12 protein-coding genes are annotated in these 16,997 nt (G+C 64.8%); 5 read left to right on the forward strand and 7 right to left on the reverse strand.

The genetic code is table 11. The annotated features are described in order from the left end of the window. Positions 1–39: 39 nt before the first annotated feature. From DFR67_RS28380 to DFR67_RS28410, 7 genes are all read right to left on the reverse strand, one after another. On the reverse strand, positions 40–1,746 hold the full coding sequence (locus DFR67_RS28380) for a thiamine pyrophosphate-binding protein (protein ID WP_110472812.1): 1,707 nt from the start codon (positions 1,744–1,746) through the stop codon (positions 40–42). Next, on the reverse strand, positions 1,736–2,677 hold the full coding sequence (locus tag DFR67_RS28385) for an SDR family NAD(P)-dependent oxidoreductase (protein ID WP_110472813.1): 942 nt from the start codon (positions 2,675–2,677) through the stop codon (positions 1,736–1,738). Before DFR67_RS28385 ends, DFR67_RS28380 begins: the two co-directional genes overlap by 11 nt. Then, complete coding sequence (locus DFR67_RS28390) at positions 2,674–4,509, reverse strand: flavin-containing monooxygenase (protein ID WP_110472814.1); 1,836 nt, start codon at positions 4,507–4,509, stop codon at positions 2,674–2,676. The genes DFR67_RS28385 and DFR67_RS28390 overlap by 4 nt, the downstream gene beginning before the upstream one ends. Before the next feature lie 76 nt (positions 4,510–4,585). Then, a complete protein-coding gene (locus DFR67_RS28395; protein WP_110472815.1) occupies positions 4,586–6,025 on the reverse strand; it encodes an aromatic ring-hydroxylating oxygenase subunit alpha in 1,440 nt (479 codons plus the stop codon). A gap of 26 nt (positions 6,026–6,051) precedes the next feature. Further along, positions 6,052–6,900: an SDR family NAD(P)-dependent oxidoreductase gene (locus tag DFR67_RS28400; protein ID WP_110472816.1), complete on the reverse strand. Its 849-nt coding sequence runs from the start codon at positions 6,898–6,900 to the stop codon at positions 6,052–6,054. Then, complete coding sequence (locus DFR67_RS28405; RefSeq protein WP_110472817.1) at positions 6,897–8,495, reverse strand: SMP-30/gluconolactonase/LRE family protein; 1,599 nt, start codon at positions 8,493–8,495, stop codon at positions 6,897–6,899. The genes DFR67_RS28400 and DFR67_RS28405 overlap by 4 nt, the downstream gene beginning before the upstream one ends. Positions 8,496–8,725: 230 nt before the next feature. Further along, positions 8,726–9,853: an NDMA-dependent alcohol dehydrogenase gene (locus tag DFR67_RS28410; protein ID WP_110472818.1), complete on the reverse strand. Its 1,128-nt coding sequence runs from the start codon at positions 9,851–9,853 to the stop codon at positions 8,726–8,728. A gap of 311 nt (positions 9,854–10,164) precedes the next feature. Here DFR67_RS28410 and DFR67_RS28415 point away from each other — a divergent pair, with 311 nt between their 5' ends. The 5 genes from DFR67_RS28415 (at position 10,165) to DFR67_RS28435 (ending at position 16,937) form a co-directional block, all read left to right on the forward strand. After that, on the forward strand, positions 10,165–11,064 hold the full coding sequence (locus tag DFR67_RS28415) for a carbon-nitrogen hydrolase family protein (RefSeq protein WP_110472819.1): 900 nt from the start codon (positions 10,165–10,167) through the stop codon (positions 11,062–11,064). Next, positions 11,057–12,358, forward strand: a complete 1,302-nt coding sequence (locus DFR67_RS28420; RefSeq protein ID WP_110472820.1) for an MSMEG_0569 family flavin-dependent oxidoreductase — start codon at positions 11,057–11,059, stop codon at positions 12,356–12,358. Before DFR67_RS28415 ends, DFR67_RS28420 begins: the two co-directional genes overlap by 8 nt. 50 nt (positions 12,359–12,408) lie before the next feature. Next, positions 12,409–13,341 (forward strand): TIGR03854 family LLM class F420-dependent oxidoreductase, encoded by a 933-nt coding sequence (locus tag DFR67_RS28425; RefSeq protein WP_425451357.1) that lies wholly within the window; start codon positions 12,409–12,411, stop codon positions 13,339–13,341. A 64-nt stretch (positions 13,342–13,405) separates the two neighbouring features. Beyond that, positions 13,406–14,404, forward strand: coding sequence for a hypothetical protein (locus DFR67_RS28430; protein ID WP_211325189.1), 999 nt, complete (start codon positions 13,406–13,408; stop codon positions 14,402–14,404). 100 nt (positions 14,405–14,504) lie between these two features. Beyond that, a complete protein-coding gene (locus DFR67_RS28435) occupies positions 14,505–16,937 on the forward strand; it encodes a penicillin-binding protein (RefSeq protein WP_110472821.1) in 2,433 nt (810 codons plus the stop codon). The last annotated feature ends 60 nt before the right edge of the window (positions 16,938–16,997 follow it).

Below are 16,997 nucleotides of genomic sequence, written 5' to 3' on the forward strand. Positions count from 1 at the left end.
GAGGAGTCCTGACTTTGTGTTGTGCAACGGGACGAGGTGTCACTGCTGGCCCTCGGCGTACCAGGTCCGGAACTCGTCGTAGCTCGGCATCTCTTCGGAGTTGGCCTTCGGGTCGACGGCGACGTGGATGACACCGGGCCTGCCACTGGCGTAGGCGCGTTTGATGGCGGGCGCGATGTCCTCGTCTCGGTCGACGTACTCGCCGTAGCAGCCGAAGCCCTCGGCGACCTTGTCGAGACGGGTATCGCTGCTCCAGTGGACGCCGGTCTCGAGTGATCCCTGGCCGTAGGTGCGTTTGTAGACACCCACCTCCAGACCCCAGGCGTAGTCCACGGCGACCACGCAGACCAACGGAAGGTTGAGGCGAGCAGCTGTTTCGAGTTCGGCGATGTGGAACTGGAACGACGAATCGCCGGTGATCAGCATCATCGGGCGTTTGCCACCGTCGGCGACACCGGCGCCGACCGCGTACGGCAGACCGGTACCGAGATGGCCGAAGTTCTGGTTCCACATGACGTCATGGGGTTTGGCCTGCGAGTACGTCCAGCCGAAGATGGTGGTGGCCCCGCCGTCGCGGACCATGATGCCGTCGGATGGGAAGTCCTTGGTGGCCTCGACGATGAGCCTGGCCGGATGTACCGGCGACATGCCGGAGGGCGCTGTCTCGGCCAGCTCCGCGAGCTGTGCTGCATCTTCTTTGATCCACGCTGCCAGTTCGGGCGTGGCGGTCCGCGGCGAATCCTTCAGGGCCTCCGCCAGCTGAGGGACGATGGCTCGGAGGTCTCCGACGAGCGGTACGTCGATCGCCCGGTTGACGCCGATCGCCGCCGGATCCTGTTCGATGTAGATCCAGCTGCGGTTGGCCTCGCCTGCCACCCAGTGCCTGCCGCGCCCGAAGTGCACCGGTTCGCCCAGTTCGGTGCCGATGGCGAGGCAGAGATCGGATTTGACGACGGCGTCGACCGCGGCCGTCGAGAAACCGTAGGGGAAGGTGCGGTCTTCGAGACCTTCGATGAACGAGGTGCCGCCGGAGGTCTGGATGACCGGGCAGGCGAGCAGGTCGGCGAGTTGCTTCACCGAGGCTCCTGCGCGCGTGGTGTGGACCCCGTGACCGACCAGGAGGATTGGTTGCTTCGCTGCGCCGATCAGGCGGACGGCCTCATCGATCTGAGCTTGGCCCGCGGTCTGTCCGACGAGACGGTAGGCCTTCGGTGGTAGGGCCGGCGGCACGTCGAGTTCTTCCTGAATCACGTGCGACGGGTATTCGATGTACACCGGGCCCGGGGTTCCCGAGAGCGCCTTGCGCAGGCCCTCTCGGATGATCTCATCGGTTTGATCGGCGTATTCGATACTCGCGCTGTATTTTACGGACGGCTCGATCAGCCCGGACTGCTGGACGAACTGGATGCGGCCGCGGCGGACACGCTGCTCGGTGATTCGTGCGCGTTGCCCGCCGAGGAAGATGACCGGAGAGTTCTCCACCTTGGCGCACATGATGGCGCCGGCCAGGTTTGCGATACCGGGGCCGAGGGTGCCGATGCACACCGCGGCCGTACCGGTCATGCGTGACACCGCCTCTGCCATGAAGCCCGCGGACTCTTCGTGGTGGGGTGCAACAACATTCCAGCCGCGCTCTTCGGCGAGATGGAACAGGTGGACGAAGTTGGGATCGGGGATCCCGAAGATGGTGTTGATGCCTTCGGCCTCGAAGAGGTCGAGAATGCGTTCGTAGACTTTAACCGACATGTGCGCTGCCTTCCATGGCTATCGCGAAGCTCTTGGTGATGTGGTCGAGGTGGGCCGACGGGACGACCGGCAGGATCCACGGGTCGCTGGTGTCGCGGATGGCTGCCATCTGTTCGTCGACTTCTTCGACGGTCCAGGACGGCCGGTATACGCCGGGTGTCTCGGCGATGAAGGCCCGCGCGACCCTACCGGCGATGGCCACCAGCATTTCCCCTGTGATCGAACAATTCTCGTGCGCGAGCCAGCCGACCGCGGGGGCCGTCAGCTCAGGTCCCATCGGTGGGTACGCAGAGGTGTCAAGACCCTCCGCGAGCCGGGTGAGAGCGGCGGGAACGATGACGTTCGACTTCACCCCGAACTCCTGGCCCTCGAGTGCCGCCACGTTCGACAAGCCGATGATCCCTGCCTTGGACGCGGCGTAGTTGGCGACGTTCTTGTTCCCGTAGATGCCACCGATCGACGAGGTGAGCACGATCCGTCCGTACCCGGCATCGCACATCAGCGAGAATGCGGGCCGAACAACGTGAAAGGCGCCCCGGAGGTGGACATCGAGCACGGCGTCGAAGTCCTCGTACGTCATCTCGGCGAGAGAGGCGTATCGATTGTTGCCCGCGTTGTGGACGAGGATGTCGATCCGGCCGAAATGCTCGACGGCGGTGTCGATGATGGCCTGCCCGCCTTCGGGGGTGGCCACCGACGCCGTGCTGACCACGGCCTCGCCTCCGGCCGAGACAATTTCGGCAACAACTTCTTCGGCGGGTCCGGCGTCGACGCTCTCTCCGCTGATCGCGGCTCCGGGGTCGTTGACCACGACCCTTGCGCCTTTGGAGGCGAGTAGCAGAGCATAGGCGCGACCCAGCCCCCTACCGGCGCCGGTGATCACGGCGACCCGACCATCGAATCTGAGCTCGGGTGCTGGCTGGTCGGTCACTTCTCGAGCACCAGGCCTTCGAGCTCGCCCGTGTCGCGCCAGGCCTGCAGCAACTCGGTGAGTTCGTAGAACCCTCCCCAGAACGGATCACCGAGGAACGACCGGCCGTTCGGTTCGCCCTCGCTGTTGTAATAACCGGGTGTGCACTCGGAGGTGAACGTGCTGTTGTCGACCGAGTTCGCCCGGATCGTCGCGACCCATTCGTCTTCGGCCTGTGCGGTCGGCTCGACGTACGTGGCTCCGCGGTCCTGGGCTTGTTTGATGATGTAGGCGATGTGGTCGGCCTGTTGCTCGAACATCAGAGTCGTCGATGCGGTGACACCGCCTTGGACAAATCCGGTGGCGAAGTGGTTGGGGAATCCGTGCGCCATCACCCCGTGCAGGGTGCGGAACCCTTTGCCCCAGTGGTCGTACAGCGATGTCCCCTCGCGGCCGGCGAAGGGTTTGATGTCGAACTGCCGGTCAAGGGCCGTGGTGATCTCGAAGCCGCTGGCGAAGACGATGCAGTCGAACTCGTGCTCGACACCGTCGACGATGATGCCCTTGTCGGTGATACGTTCGACGCCCTTCGTCTCGGATACGTCGACGAGGGTGACGTTGGGCCGGTTGAAGGTCGGCAGATACTCGTCGTTGAAGACGGGGCGCTTACACATGTTGCGGTAGTACGGCTTCAACAGTTCTGCAGTCGCCGGATCGTCGACGATCTGCTCGACGCGTTGCCGCAGGCGCTCCATCGCCCGGTAGTCCTCGATCTCTTTGAGCTTCATGAACTCGGCGGGATCGGCCAGGGCCGCCCAGCCCGAGAAGTTCTCGGTCGCATTGAGTTTCGCGGCCATGTTGCGCGAGACCTCTGTCCAGCCGTCGCAGATGAGGTCGGGCTCGCCGGGAGAGTAGAACGAGAAGGCCGCGTTGTGGAAGTTGCGCTGCCGCGCCGCCCGCCAACCCGGTTCCAGGCTCGCCACCCACTCGGGGTCGGTCGGATAGTTGGCCCGCTCGAAGATGTAGGACGGAGTGCGTTGGAAGACCGTCAGGTGCTTTGCACCCTTGGCCAGATGCGGGATGGCCTGGATGCCACTCGATCCCGTGCCGATGACCGCGATCTTCTTGTCGGCGATCTTGTCCAGTCCACCGTGCAGGTCGCCGCCGGTGTACTCGTAGTCCCACCGTGCCGTGTGGAACGTGTGTCCCTTGAAGTCCCTGATGCCCGGGATGCCGGGGAGTTTCGGCCGGTTGTACGGACCCTGGCAGAGGATGACGTGGCGGGCGCGGATCTCATCGCCGCGGTTGGTGCTGATCTGCCACCTGTTGACCTCCCCATCCCATTTCAGTGAGCGGATCAGGGTGTGGAAGATCGCGTTGTCGTAGAGCCCGAAGTGGGTGCCGATGCGCTGGGCGTGTTCGAAGCACTCGTCGCCCTTGGAGAACTTCTCCTTGGGGATGTACCCGGTCTCTTCGAGTAGGGGAAGGTAACAGTAGGCATCGGAGTCGATTTGGATGCCGGGGTAGCGATTCCAGTACCAGACCCCGCCGAAGTCGCCGCCCAGTTCGATGATTTTGAAGTCCGTGACACCCGCCTGCTGAAGGCGATGCGCGGTGATCAGGCCGCAGAACCCGCCGCCGAGGATCACCACCTCGATGTCGTCGGTGATCGGCTGCCGCGGCTCCACCGGCGTGTGGGGATCGCCTTCGTAGAACTCCGAGAAGTCGTCCTCGGCCTCCAAGTACTGCTGCTGTCCGTCGGCACGGATTCGCTTGTCGCGCTCGAGGAGGTACTTCTCGCGCAGGGCCGGGATGTCGACGTCGGGAGTCTGCGTAGGTGCGCAGGGCTGCATGGTGATTCCTTGACTCGGGGGTTCGGGACTCGGGGGTTCGGGACTCGGGGGTTCAGGCAGATGGGGAGGTGGATGGTCAGTCGAGATCGGTGGGCGCGCCGGTGCCCATGTACATGGCCAGGTTGTGGTGCAGGTTGACGATGCTGCGCTCGCGATAGGGGTTGGGCTTTGGGCCGGTGAAACCGCGTGCCTTCATGCCCTTTTGGACCGCGGCCATGTTCGAGAAGTCCTGTGGCAGCACGGTCCGCCACCCGGGATCGTCCTCGGGGGTGTACTCCCACTTGGTCTCGGGCTCTTCGCCTTCGGGGAACAGTTCGTAGACTGCCGCTTCGAAGATGCACTTGTCCGGGTCGTCCCCGTATGGCCGCGCGCTGTAGCAGAGCATGTTGTTCAGCGCGTGCCCGATCTGGAAGTTGGGGAAGATCTGCCACGCGGTACCGCTCTTGGCGATCACCTCGGGGTCGACTTCGGGCCACACCACCCCGCGGTTGGCATCGTCCTTCTTGGCCGAGGCGAGCCAGTGCCGCAGTACCTCACCCGGCGGGGTGCCTTCGGGGAGTTCGTCGGTCAACCGCTCGGCGGCATCGACCAATGTCCGGGTGGTGTTCGTGTTGGCGTTCTCCCAGGTGAAGTTCTGTAGCTCGATGGTCGACAGGCGTGCATCGGGACCATCGGCGACGCGAAGCTTCGCTTGGTTCTCCTCCATGCCCTTAGGTGCGTCATAGCCGATGTTGCTGTGCCGGCCCTGGTAACGCGACCAGCCCAGGAACGTACCGAACTTCCGGAACTCGGGATGGGTGTAGGGCACATGGTAGGTCTCCATGAAGGCCTCGAGGGCGACCTTCCAGTTGCAGTCGAACACCAGCCATTTCCGCCACCGGTAGCGCATGTTCTCGAGCCCGAACGGGTCGAGGAGGGTGGCTGCCGGTTCGAGATACTTGCGCAGCGGCTCAGCGTCGGGATCCATGTTGATCCATATCCAGCCACCCCAGGTGTCCACCTGAACGGGTGTGAGTCGAGTTCGGTTGTCGGTCAACCCTGTCGGCCAGTCCTCTTTCTCGGCGGCCCACGTGTTGTTGCCTTCGAGGTCGTATGTCCATCCGTGGAAACCGCAGACGAAGGCTCGGCAGCTGCCACGTGCCTCGTGTTCGCCCGGTGCCCTGTCGACCAGTCGGCGCCCACGGTGGGAGCAGACGTTGTGGTACGCGCTGATGCTGCCTGTGTTCCCTGGTCCGGCCAGACCGGTGCGCGTGATGATGATGGAGTCGTCCATGATCTCGTACGTGAGGTAGTCGCCGACCTTGGGGATCTCCTCGACCCGGCCGACCTGCTGCCACACCTTCGACCAGAGCAGATCGCCTTCGGCTCTGGCGTAGTCCCGCGATAGGTAGGCATCGACGCCGATCGTCAGCGGGGTCGTCGCCGGTGTCTGGGCGCCTGGTTTCTGGGCCCCTGGTTTCTGGGCCCCTGGTTTCTGGGCCCCTGGTGTCTGGGCGTTCTCGACAGTATCGGTCATGACCTTCTCCCGTGTGAAAAATGTGGTTAGGACCGCGTCATGGCTGCGCGGAACGACTCGTCCTTGAGGAAGAGCGACGTGTGGTCGGCACCCATGTGGGTCCACTTCAGGTTGAGACCGCCGTCGACCAGGAGTGTCTGCCCGGTGATGTAGGTCGACAGGTCGGACAGCAGGAACAGGATGGCCCCGGCCTGCTCCTCGGGGCTTCCTCTGCGTCCCATGGCGATTGCCTGCTGGTCGCGATCGGGGTCGTCGTCGACGTACATGAGTGAGGCCGGCGTTGCGGTGACGCCCGGTGCGATGGCGTTCACGCGGATTCCGTCGGTCGCCAATTCGACTGCCATCGTGCGGGTTGCGGCAACCAGCGCCGCTTTGGCGGTGCCGTAACCGATGTGGAACGGGGCCGTGTTCATTCCACTGATCGACGAGATCGACACGATGGAACCCGGTGATCCCGCGGTCTTGAGTTCGGCGGCGACGGCCTGGCTCATGAAGAACATCGTCTCGAGGTTCTGGGTGAACAGACCTCGCCAATCGGCCCGCGTGACGCGGGTGGCGGGCATCCAGGTCGCGGGCCCGGCGCCGCCTGCGACGTTGACCAGACCGTGCAGATCTCCTGGGGTTCGCCGGACCTTACGAAGGACCGCCGCGATCCCGTCGTCGGTCGAGGCGTCGGCGGCCACCGGGATCACCGACAGGCCCTCGGCGGCGAGCGGTTCGATGTGAGTGCCGAGATTGTCTTCTGAGCGGCTGACCGCGATCACTGTGGCGCCGGACTGAGCGACCATACGGGTCACCGAGGTTCCGATCCCACCACCTGCTGCCCCCGAAACGATCACGACTTTGCCGTCGAGCCCGATGAAGTCTTGTGTCACGGTCGGCTTCCCGACCGCAGCGCGAGGACGCTGCCTTCCGCATCGCCCGAGATGTACAGCGTCCCTTCGGCGTCGGCGGCAATACCTGCATAGGGCCCCTGGGGTCCGGAGAACGGTGCCAGGCCGACGAGAGGCTTCGGGGCGACTCCGGGAGGAGCGCCCACGGGAAGATTCTGGGCCAGCGTCTGTCGGGCCTTCGACTCGAGGTCGAACGCGACGAGTGCCTTCGCATCGACGTCGACGATGTAGAGCATGCTGCCGACGACGACGATGCCCTGGGGGCGTTCGAGTCCGTCGACCAGGGTGTCGACGCCCGAACCGGTCACCGAGACGATCCGTCCCGCACCGGCTTCGGAGACGAGTAGGGTGCCGTCGGAGGTGAACGCGACGCCGGTCGGGTGGTCGAGACCGCCGGCGAGTTCTATCGCGTTTCCGGACTCGACGGAGTACACCCTGCCTGTGCCCAGGTCCGCGACGGCGATGGCTCCGGTGGCCGAGACAGCGACGCCGTAGAGCTGGTCCAGTCCCTCGACCAGGATGTCGCTCTCGCTGCTCGCTGGGTGGTACCGCGACACCGTGCCGTTGCCGGTGACGATGAACTCGCCGTCGCCGGTGGCGGTGAGACCCCTGATGTATCCCGGGTATCCGGGACTGAACAGCATGCCCAGCGTGTGCAATTCGCCGCCCCGCGGCTTCGCCAGCAAGAAGGTCCCGTCGGCGATGTAGAGCGTGCCGTCTGCTCCGATGGTGATGTCAAGAGGCCAGGTCAACCCGTCGGGCAGAGCGGTGCGCGTCTCGCCGCCACCGAGAATCTCGGTGATCTGGCCGGTGAAGCCGGACACGAAGAGTCGGTCGCCTACGAATGTCAGGTTGTCGAGCCCGGGGCTCAAACTCGCGAGAACTGTCTGGTCACCGTTGCGCGGATTGATTCGCAGCACCTGCCCCGAGGCGACCTGGGTGGAGACGATGAAACCCTCGGAGTCGAACTTCACGGCGTCGGGGACCCCGAGATCGCCTGCAACACGCTCGGGTTCGCCACCCTCGGGATCGATGCGCCAGATGTCGTTGGTTCCGAGCAGGGGATAGTAGAGCTTGCCGTCGGGTCCGACCTCCATGCCGTTGGGCATCGGGAGCTCGTCCAGCAACACCCGCGGCGCACCGCCGGTTGGATCTATTTCCATCAGCCGGCCACCGACGCGGCACTCGTTCACGAAGAGTCTGCCCTGATGAATGGTGATGCCGTTGGCGCCGGGGAGGTCGTCGCGCACGAGGCGGGTGGTCCCGTCGGGACTGCGCACGCTGACCCGGCCGTCGTAGTACTCGGTGATGTACATGTCGCCCGAGGGCGCGAAGGCGACGTCGTCAGGTGCGACGATGTCGCCGCCCTTTGCGCTGATCGTCTCCAGCTGTCCGGTGTCGAGGTCGAGGGCGCTGATCTGGCTGCCTGCCACCTGTGCGACATAGATACGACCGTCCGGACCCGTTCGGATCCCGTTCGCGCCGAACAGCCTGCTGGGTGCTGTGAGCCGCTCCAGACCCCACCCTTCGGCGACGGTGATGGATGTCGAACCGGTGTAGCGGGCCGCCTGCGTCACGGTGGGCCTCTCTTTGTCGAAGCTGCACTACTTCAATCATTACTATCCTTGTTAGGATTGAAGTGTAACGCTCGAAAGTGACCAACATCAATGGTTTGAACGAAGAGCCGCATTCTCGTCTGGGACGCCGGTCGTAAAGAGCGACGCCGGTCGCAAAAGATCAGCGGCGACCGACTGGTGTCGGTCGCCGCTGATGGCGTGCTGGGGTCGCGCCGGATCGGCGCGGTCGATCAGTAGTCGTCGTCTCCGTAGATCACGACGCCTCGGAGGTTCTTGCCGTCGGCCATGTCGCGGTAGCCCTGGTTGATGTCTTCGAGCTTGTAGGTGGTGGTCACCAGCTCGTCGAGCTTGAGAGCCCCGCTGCGGTAGAGGTTGAGCAGCTTGGGAATCTGGGTACGGGGCCCGACGCCACCAAAGATCGCGCCCTGGACCCGCTTCTGCAGAAGTGTCAGCTCGAACAGGTTGAGGTGCGCATCGACCTGGTCGTACGGTCCCATTGCGGTGACGATGACCTGGCCACCCTTACCGGTCATGGTCAGTGCTTGCTGGATGAACTCACCCCGGACGACGCCCATGGTCAGGATGACCGTGTTGGCCATCGCGCCCCAGGTGAGGTCGCCGAGCTCGGCGGTGGCCTCTTCGAAGGTCGCGTAGGTGTGGGTCGCTCCGAAATCAAGCGCGATCTTGCGCTTGTCCTCGACGGGATCGATCGCGATGACGTGCCGGGCACCGGCGTATGCCGCGCCCTGCACCGAGTTGATCCCGACACCGCCGATGCCGGCAATGACGACGGTGTCGCCGGGGCGGGTGTTGCCGATGTCGACCGCAGAGCCCCAGCCGGTGGAGACCCCGCAGCCGAGTAGGGCAGCTTTGTCCAGGGGGATGTCCTTCTCGATCTTGACGACCGATGCCTGGTGGACGGTGACATAGGGCGCAAAGGTTCCGAGCAGGCACATCTGGACCACGGGCGCACCATCTTTGGTGACGCGGAAGGTTCCGTCGGAGATCGCCTGACCGGTGAGCAGGCCGGCTCCCAGGTCGCAGATGTTCTGCAGTCCCTTGGCGCACGACGGGCAGGTACCGCAGGCGGGGATGAATGCGAGAACGACGTGGTCGCCTTCTTCGAGGCCGGACACGCCGGGTCCTACCTTGGTGATGACGCCTGCGCCCTCGTGGCCACCGACCACGGGGAAGATCGGGATCGGACTGGATCCGTCGACGATGTGTGCGTCTGAGTGGCAGAGACCGGATGCGGCCAGCTTGACCTGTACCTCTCCGGCGACCGGGTCGCCGAGGTCGATCTCGTCGATCTTCCAGTCGGTGTGCAGCCCGGTCAGAATTGCGGCCTTAGTTTTCATCGCGGTGACTCTCTGCTCGTGGCCGCGGCTGTGAGCGCCCGGCCATGCAATTACTGTGACCCATGCCACTGTACTCATGTGTCAAGCTGCGAGGCTGAGATTCATCGAAGACTGAAAACGCGGCTGTTCAGATCGTCGACCATCGACGCTGAGCACCATGCAACATCTTGTTAGTCCCGGCGTGACCATCCCGAAATAATGCGGGCCTGTACTTGTACCAAGGCCGAACGCGGCACACCGAAGTGCCGAGCGCCTGGCGTGGAAGCAGTTGCAAGGCCACGACCCCTCCTACCTGGTCTGAGGATCACGATATGACAACTCTCGCTGCAGTTTCGGCAAATTTCACCCGAGATCTCAATCAGAACTACGCACTCATCGAAACGCTCGTCGACGAGGCCAGAGAGCGTGGCGTCGACTTTCTGGCACTGCCGGAGGCTGCCATCGGCGGTTACCTCTCGTCGCTCGGCAACCACGGCGACACCGTCAAGACCACCGGCCGATCACTGCCGCCGGCGATCTCGGTCGACGGCCCGGAACTGCGGCGTGTCCAGAGCATCGTCGGAGACATCATCGTGGCGATCGGCTTCTGCGAACTCGCTGAGGATGGCGAAACCCGCTACAACGCAGCAGCTCTGCTCGACGGTGGTCAGATCTACGGCACGTATCGCAAGGTGCACCAGCCACTCGGCGAGCACATGTCGTACTCTGCCGGCTCCGCGTACCCGGTCTTCGCGACGCCGGTGGGCCGGATCGGTCTGCAGATCTGCTACGACAAGGCGTTCCCCGAGGCCGCCCGCATGATGGCTCTCGACGGCGCCGAGATCATCGCGAGCCTGTCGGCCTGGCCGGCGGCACGTACGGCGACCGCGGAGAACCTTCAGGACGATCGCTGGACCTACCGATTCAACCAGTTCGACATCGCCCGCGCGCTCGACAATCAGGTGTTCTGGGTGGCGGCAAATCAGTCAGGAACCTTCGGATCATTGCAGTACGTCGGCAACTCCAAGGTGGTTGATCCAGGCGGAAACATCCTGGCGACAACACTTCTCGGCAGCGGCATGGCGGTCGCAGAGGTCGACATCGCCGCGAAGTTCGCCGAGATGCGCGGAGGTATGTTCCACCTGCGCGACCGGCGACCCGACGTCTACGGGAAAGTCGCCGAACTCGACGAAGCCGGCACTGCGACCTGGCGGGGGTTGACCCATGCCTGAGCGCACCCACGTCCCGGTCGCGATCATCGGTGCAGGGCAGGCCGGGCTCTCGGTCAGTTGGTACCTCGGCCGCCACGGCATCGAACACCTCGTCATCGAGGCCGAGACTCCCGTGCACGCCTGGACCGACACCCGCTGGGACAACTTCACCCTCGTCACCCCGAATTGGCATTGTCGCCTGCCCGGCTACAGCTACGCCGGCGACGATCCCGACGGTTTCATGAAGCGAGATGAAGTCGTCGAATGGCTGAACGGTTGGCTGGACACCTTCAACCCACCGCTGCGTACCCACACCCGGGTCACCAGGTTGCGTCAAGGCGCCGACGGCGGATTCGAACTCACGCTCGTCTCCGCCGACGCCGAACAGTTGCTCACCGCGGACGACGTCGTGATCGCGACCGGCGGGTACCCGCTGCCCGTCATCCCGACGTTCGCGCGCACTCTTGATCCCGCTGTGCGGCAATTGCATTCGGAAGAATACAAGAACGCCGACCAACTGCCCGACGGTGCCGTGATGGTCGTCGGCACCGGGCAATCCGGTGCGCAGATCGCCGAAGATCTCCATCTCGCCGGGCGCACCGTGCATCTCGCGATGGGCAAGGCCCCGCGGGTCGCCCGCTTTTACCGCGGCCGCGACTGCATGACCTGGCTCGCCGACATGGGTGTCTACGACGTCGGGGTCCAGGAATATCCCGGTGGTCAGGCAGCGAGAGAGAAGACCAATCACTATGTCACCGGCCGCGACGGTGGCCGCGACATCGATCTGCGCGAGTTCGCGGCGCAGGGCATGCACCTCTACGGTCTGCTCGAAGACGGCCGCGACAGCCGGCTCCAGTTCGCCCCGACCCTGCGTGAATCGCTCGATTCCGCCGATGCAACCTACAACTCGATCTGCGCGGACATCGATCGACACATCGAAAGAGAAGGCATCGAGGCTCCGCCCGCCACCCGGTACGAGCCGGTGTGGGAGCCCGACGACGAGCCGACCGCACTCGACTTGGCCGCGGCCGGGGTCACCAGCATCGTGTGGGCGATCGGGTACCGGCCCGACTACCGGTGGATCGAGGCCAGTGTCTTCGACGGCGGCGGGCGTCCCATGCAGACCAGGGGAGTGACCGCGCTGCCCGGGCTGGCGTTCATCGGATTGCCGTGGATGTACACCTGGGGTTCGGGACGATTCCACGGAATCGACCGCGATGCTGCACATATCGCGGCCTCGATCATCGATCGGGTGGCCCGGGGCTCGGCGGGCAGCGTCGTGACCGACGGTGCCACGCTTGCGACCACACCTTGACCGTGACGCACCGACGCAGGAAAAATCCGCCGACCTCGTAACCTTGCTGGATGAGCATGAAAGTACGCATCGGTGTCGGGCTGATACCGACCGACGGGCAACACCGGGGTACCGGGCTCGCAGAACTTGTGGACGATTTGGAAGAACTCGGCATCGATTCGGTGTGGCTCTCCGATCAGGTGTCGTCCCCCGATCACGCCGACCCGCTGATCGGTCTCGCGTATGCGGCGGGAAGAACAGAGAAACTCAAATTGGGTACCGGGGTGCTGGTGTTACCCGGACGCAATCCCGCGTTGGTTGCGGCACAACTCGCCGGACTGGCCGCGCTGGCCCCGGGCCGGGTGTTGCCCGCGTTCGGGGTGCAGCCCGCGACGCCCGGAGACCGCACGATGTATCCGGCGCCTGCCGGCAGGCGAGGCGAGCTGTTCGAAGAGGCGATCAAGGTCGTCCGGGCATTGCTGACCGAACCGGTTGTCACCCATCACGGCGAGTTCTTCCATCTTCAGGAGGCGTCCGTCGGGCCTTTGCCGGCGAAGCCCCTCGACCTGTGGCTCGGCGGCAGGTTGCCGGTGAGCATGGACAGGATCGGCCGGCTGGGCGACGGCTGGCTCGGCAGCTTCATCACCCCGGCCGAGGCGCAGCGGTGCCGCGAGCAGATCGAGGCTGCCGCGGCCGAGGCGGGGCGCGGCGTCGAGGCCGATCACTACGGCACCAACATCATCGTCGCACCGGACGGGACGGACGAGGCGGTCGTCGATGCGCTGGTGGCCAGGGCGGCCGGCAGGCGCAAAGACATCTCGGACCCGAATGTGCTCGTCTGTCGTGGTTGGCAGCAGGCTCGTACCCAGGTCCGGGCCTTCGTCGACGTCGGTCTCACCAAGTTCGTGGTGCGCCCGATCGCACCGGTGTCCTCGCGTCGAGAGTTTCTCGAACAATTCACACAAGAATTGCTTCCACTGCAGAACATCAATGATGTGAATTGATCAGCACTAGACTTCGAGTGAATACCCGACATTGACGTCGGCGTACGCGAAAGGCCGCGACACGATGCTGGTGCTACCGATTGTGGTTCTCGGTTATGGCGCGGTCTCGCGCGCCTTTATCGCCCAGATCATTTCTCATCGTGCCGAATATCGTTCCCGATTCGACGTCGATCTCTACGTGGCCGCGGTCAGGACTCATCGAGCGCAGACGGAGATCACCGACGACACCATCCCGCCTCGGCCGCAATGGAGCGCACCGACGTCACTGGACGACTTGATCGCCAGGGTCGGTGCCAGGGTGGTGGTGCAGGCTGTGCCGTCGGTCGATGCCGACGCTGACGGGGCGGTCGCGGACGGTGTCTGTGCACTCCGCAACGGCGCCCACCTCGTGACGGCGACCAAGACGACATTGCTGCACGGTTGGTGCGCCCTCGATGCGGTGTCCAGGGAGACCGGCCGCGCCGTCAAGCTCTCCGGCACCACTGGCGCCATGCTGCCTGCCGCCGATGTGGCCCGATCGCTACGCAACGGCATCCATGTGACCTCGGTCAGCGGATGTGTCAACGGAACGGCGACCTTCGTCCTCGATCGACTCTCTGACGGTGACTCGCTGGGTGAGGCGGTCGAGGCGGCCCGACGCGTCGGCATCGCCGAGGGAGATCCGTCCGCGGATCTGTCGGGGCGGGACGTGGCGATGAAGATCCAGATCTTGACCGGCCTGCTCTGGGGACGTGATCCGGGGGCCGCCGAGACCATTCTCGAGCCCATCACCCCGGCCATCAGGTCGGCAGCGGTGCGGGCGAAAGGACGTGGTCAGCGGCTACGACAGGTGGCGGTCGCCGATCTGGACATCCCGGATCTGGTGACGGTGTCGATTCGGGCGGTGACCCGCGACAGCCCACTCGGAGCGCTCAACGGACCCGAGAAGGCCGTGATCTTCGACTGCGGCGAGTTCGGCCCGGTGACCGTCACCGGTGGTCAGAGCAGCCCCACCGGCGCCGCGATGGCGATGATCAAGGACACCTTGTCCCTCGCTCTCGAGACAGCCCCGGGTCTGCGCTGACCGGGCACCCGGTTCAATTGACTGCGGTCGCCATCGGGAACGGTATGTGGTCCGAATTGTCCGTAATGTGGACGTCGTGTCGAAGTCCAGATCTTTGTCGATGTTGCTCGGGTGCTGCTTGCTGGCCGGCATTCTCGTAGCCGGATTGTTGTTCCCTCTGGTCGGGGGAGTGGGTTTCGTGTCGAGTCGGGCAGCCAGCGCCGTCGACAACGTCGAATCGGAGCTGGTGGGCGGCCAGGTTCCCGAGGTCTCCACGATGACCGACGTCAACGGGAAACCGATCGCATTCCTCTATGATCAACGGCGTTTCCAGGTGGGGTACAACGACATCTCCCCAGAGATGATCCGCGCCATCATCTCCGTCGAGGACCGGCGTTTCCTCGAGCACGATGGTGTGGACTGGCGGGGCACGATCCGCGCACTGGTGACCAACCAGGCGTCCGGCGAAGTGCAGCAGGGTGCCTCGACCCTCGATCAGCAGTACGTCAAGAACTATCAGCTGCTGGTTCTGGCGCGCACGGATGCCGAGCGTCGCGCCGCCACCGAGACGACAGCCGCCCGCAAACTCCGCGAGATCCGGATGGCGCGGACGCTGGAGCAGACGCTGACCGCCCAGGCCATGAGCGAGAAAAACCTCGACGCGGATGCGGCGAAACAAGAGGCCAAGAAGGGCATCGTCACCCGGTATCTGAATCTGGTGCCTTTCGGCAACGGCGCCTATGGCATCGAGGCTGCTGCCGGAACCTACTTTGGTAAGGCTGCCAAGGACCTCACGGTGCCCGAGGCGGCGATGCTCGCAGGAATGGTGCAGTCCAGTTCGGCCCTGGACCCCTACAACAATCCGGAGGGCGTGCTCGAACGGCGAAATGTCGTGCTCGACACGATGATCGCGAACTTCCCTGAACGCTCCGCCGAATACGTGGCCGCCAAGGACACCCCGCTCGGGGTGCTGCCGTCACCGCGCTCGCTCGACCAGGGCTGCATTTCCGCAGGCGACGCGGGATTCTTCTGTGACTACGCCCTGCAGTTCCTGGCAGAGAACGGCATCACCCGAGATCAGATCGCGCGCGGGGGCTACCTGATCCGCACGACCCTCGACCCCCAGGTGCAGGAGGCGACCCACAACGCGGTCCGGACCTACGCGTCGCCCGATCTGACCGGTGTCGCCAACGTGATGAACGTGATCCGGCCCGGTACCGAATCGCATGACGTCCTCGCGATGACGTCGAGCCGCGACTACGGGCTCAACCGCGACATCGGACAGACGATGCAACCGCAGCCCTATTCGATGGTCGGGAACGGCGCCGGATCTGTCTTCAAGGTCTTCACCGTCGCCGCGGCGATGGAGCGCGGTCTCGGGGCGGGCTCGTCGCTGCAGGTGCCGTCGACCTTCCAGGCCAGGGGGATGGGCAGCAGCGGCGGCGTCAACGGCTGCCCCGCCAACACCTACTGCGTGCGCAACGATGGCAGCTACCCGGGCAGTATGTCCGTCACGAATGCGCTGGCACAGTCGCCCAACACCGCGTTCGTGAAATTGCTGCAGGACGTCGGGGTCGGGCCGACCGTCGACATGGCGGTCCGGTTGGGACTTCGGTCGTACACCAATCCGGGGACCTCTGGTTTCGGTGAGCAGAGCCTGGCCGACTACATCAAAGAGAACAACCTCGGGTCGTTCACGCTCGGACCGACCGCGGTCGATGCACTGGAACTGTCCAACGTGGCAGCGACTCTGGCCTCGGGTGGGGTCTGGTGCCCGCCGAACCCGATCGCGTCGATCACCCAGCCCAAACGGGACAGCAACGGCAACCGGGTACTCGAGGCCGATGGCAGGCCCGGCGTCGTCGAGGTGGCACTGGAAAAGCCTGCCTGTGAGCGAGTGGTGGAGCCGGGCCTTGCCAACACCCTGGCGAATGCGATGAGTGAGGACGACAGGGGCGCGGGCACGGCAGCCAACGCCGCCGGTTCGACGGGGTGGAGCCTGCCGATGTCGGGCAAGACCGGCACCACCGAGGCCAACCGATCATCGGCCTTCCTCGGATTCACCAACAACCTCGCGGGTGCGACCTACGTGTACAACGATTCGCCGACGATCTCCGAACTGTGTTCGGGACCGTTGCGCCAGTGCGGGTACGGAAACCTTTACGGCGGTAATGAACCGGCCCGCACCTGGTTCACGGCCATGTTGCCTGTGGCGAACAAGTTCGGCCCCACGGCGCTGCCGCCGCGAGATCCGGCGTATGTGGCCGGCGTGGGTGGCAAGGCGGTCCCGTCGGTGGTCGGTTTGTCCGCGAGCGAGGCGACTGCGCGGCTCGAAGCCGAGGGTTTCCGGGTCAATCAGGTGACTGTCGGCAGCGGTCAGGCCTCGGGAACGGTGGTCTCGTCCACACCGGACGGGTCGGCGATACCGGGAAGCACCATCACGATCTCCGTCAGCAACGGCCGCGCACCGCTTCCACCGCGCCGCGCCGCGCCGCCGCCGGCGACGATCACGGTTCCCGGTGTCGGGCCGATCGTGATTCCGCTACCGGGGTGAGCGTCGCCCGGCTGGCATAGGCTCAAGCGATCGGTCATCGACCCTTTGCCGTCAGGAGGA

Origin of the sequence: Williamsia limnetica (genome assembly GCF_003217475.1) — a bacterium.
GTDB classification, from domain to species: domain Bacteria; phylum Actinomycetota; class Actinomycetes; order Mycobacteriales; family Mycobacteriaceae; genus Williamsia; species Williamsia limnetica.

What these genes read in the sequence shown, in the direction of transcription:
- DFR67_RS28435 (WP_110472821.1), top strand. Translation starts at nt 14,505, where the DNA reads ATGTTGCTCGGGTGCTGCTTGCTGGCCGGCATTCTCGTAGCCGGATTG.
- DFR67_RS28410 (WP_110472818.1), bottom strand. Translation starts at nt 9,853, where the DNA reads ATGAAAACTAAGGCCGCAATTCTGACCGGGCTGCACACCGACTGGAAG.
- DFR67_RS28425 (WP_425451357.1), top strand. Translation starts at nt 12,409, where the DNA reads ATGAGCATGAAAGTACGCATCGGTGTCGGGCTGATACCGACCGACGGG.
- DFR67_RS28415 (WP_110472819.1), top strand. Translation starts at nt 10,165, where the DNA reads ATGACAACTCTCGCTGCAGTTTCGGCAAATTTCACCCGAGATCTCAAT.
- DFR67_RS28430 (WP_211325189.1), top strand. Translation starts at nt 13,406, where the DNA reads ATGCTGGTGCTACCGATTGTGGTTCTCGGTTATGGCGCGGTCTCGCGC.
- DFR67_RS28395 (WP_110472815.1), bottom strand. Translation starts at nt 6,025, where the DNA reads ATGACCGATACTGTCGAGAACGCCCAGACACCAGGGGCCCAGAAACCA.
- DFR67_RS28420 (WP_110472820.1), top strand. Translation starts at nt 11,057, where the DNA reads ATGCCTGAGCGCACCCACGTCCCGGTCGCGATCATCGGTGCAGGGCAG.
- DFR67_RS28390 (WP_110472814.1), bottom strand. Translation starts at nt 4,509, where the DNA reads ATGCAGCCCTGCGCACCTACGCAGACTCCCGACGTCGACATCCCGGCC.
- DFR67_RS28380 (WP_110472812.1), bottom strand. Translation starts at nt 1,746, where the DNA reads ATGTCGGTTAAAGTCTACGAACGCATTCTCGACCTCTTCGAGGCCGAA.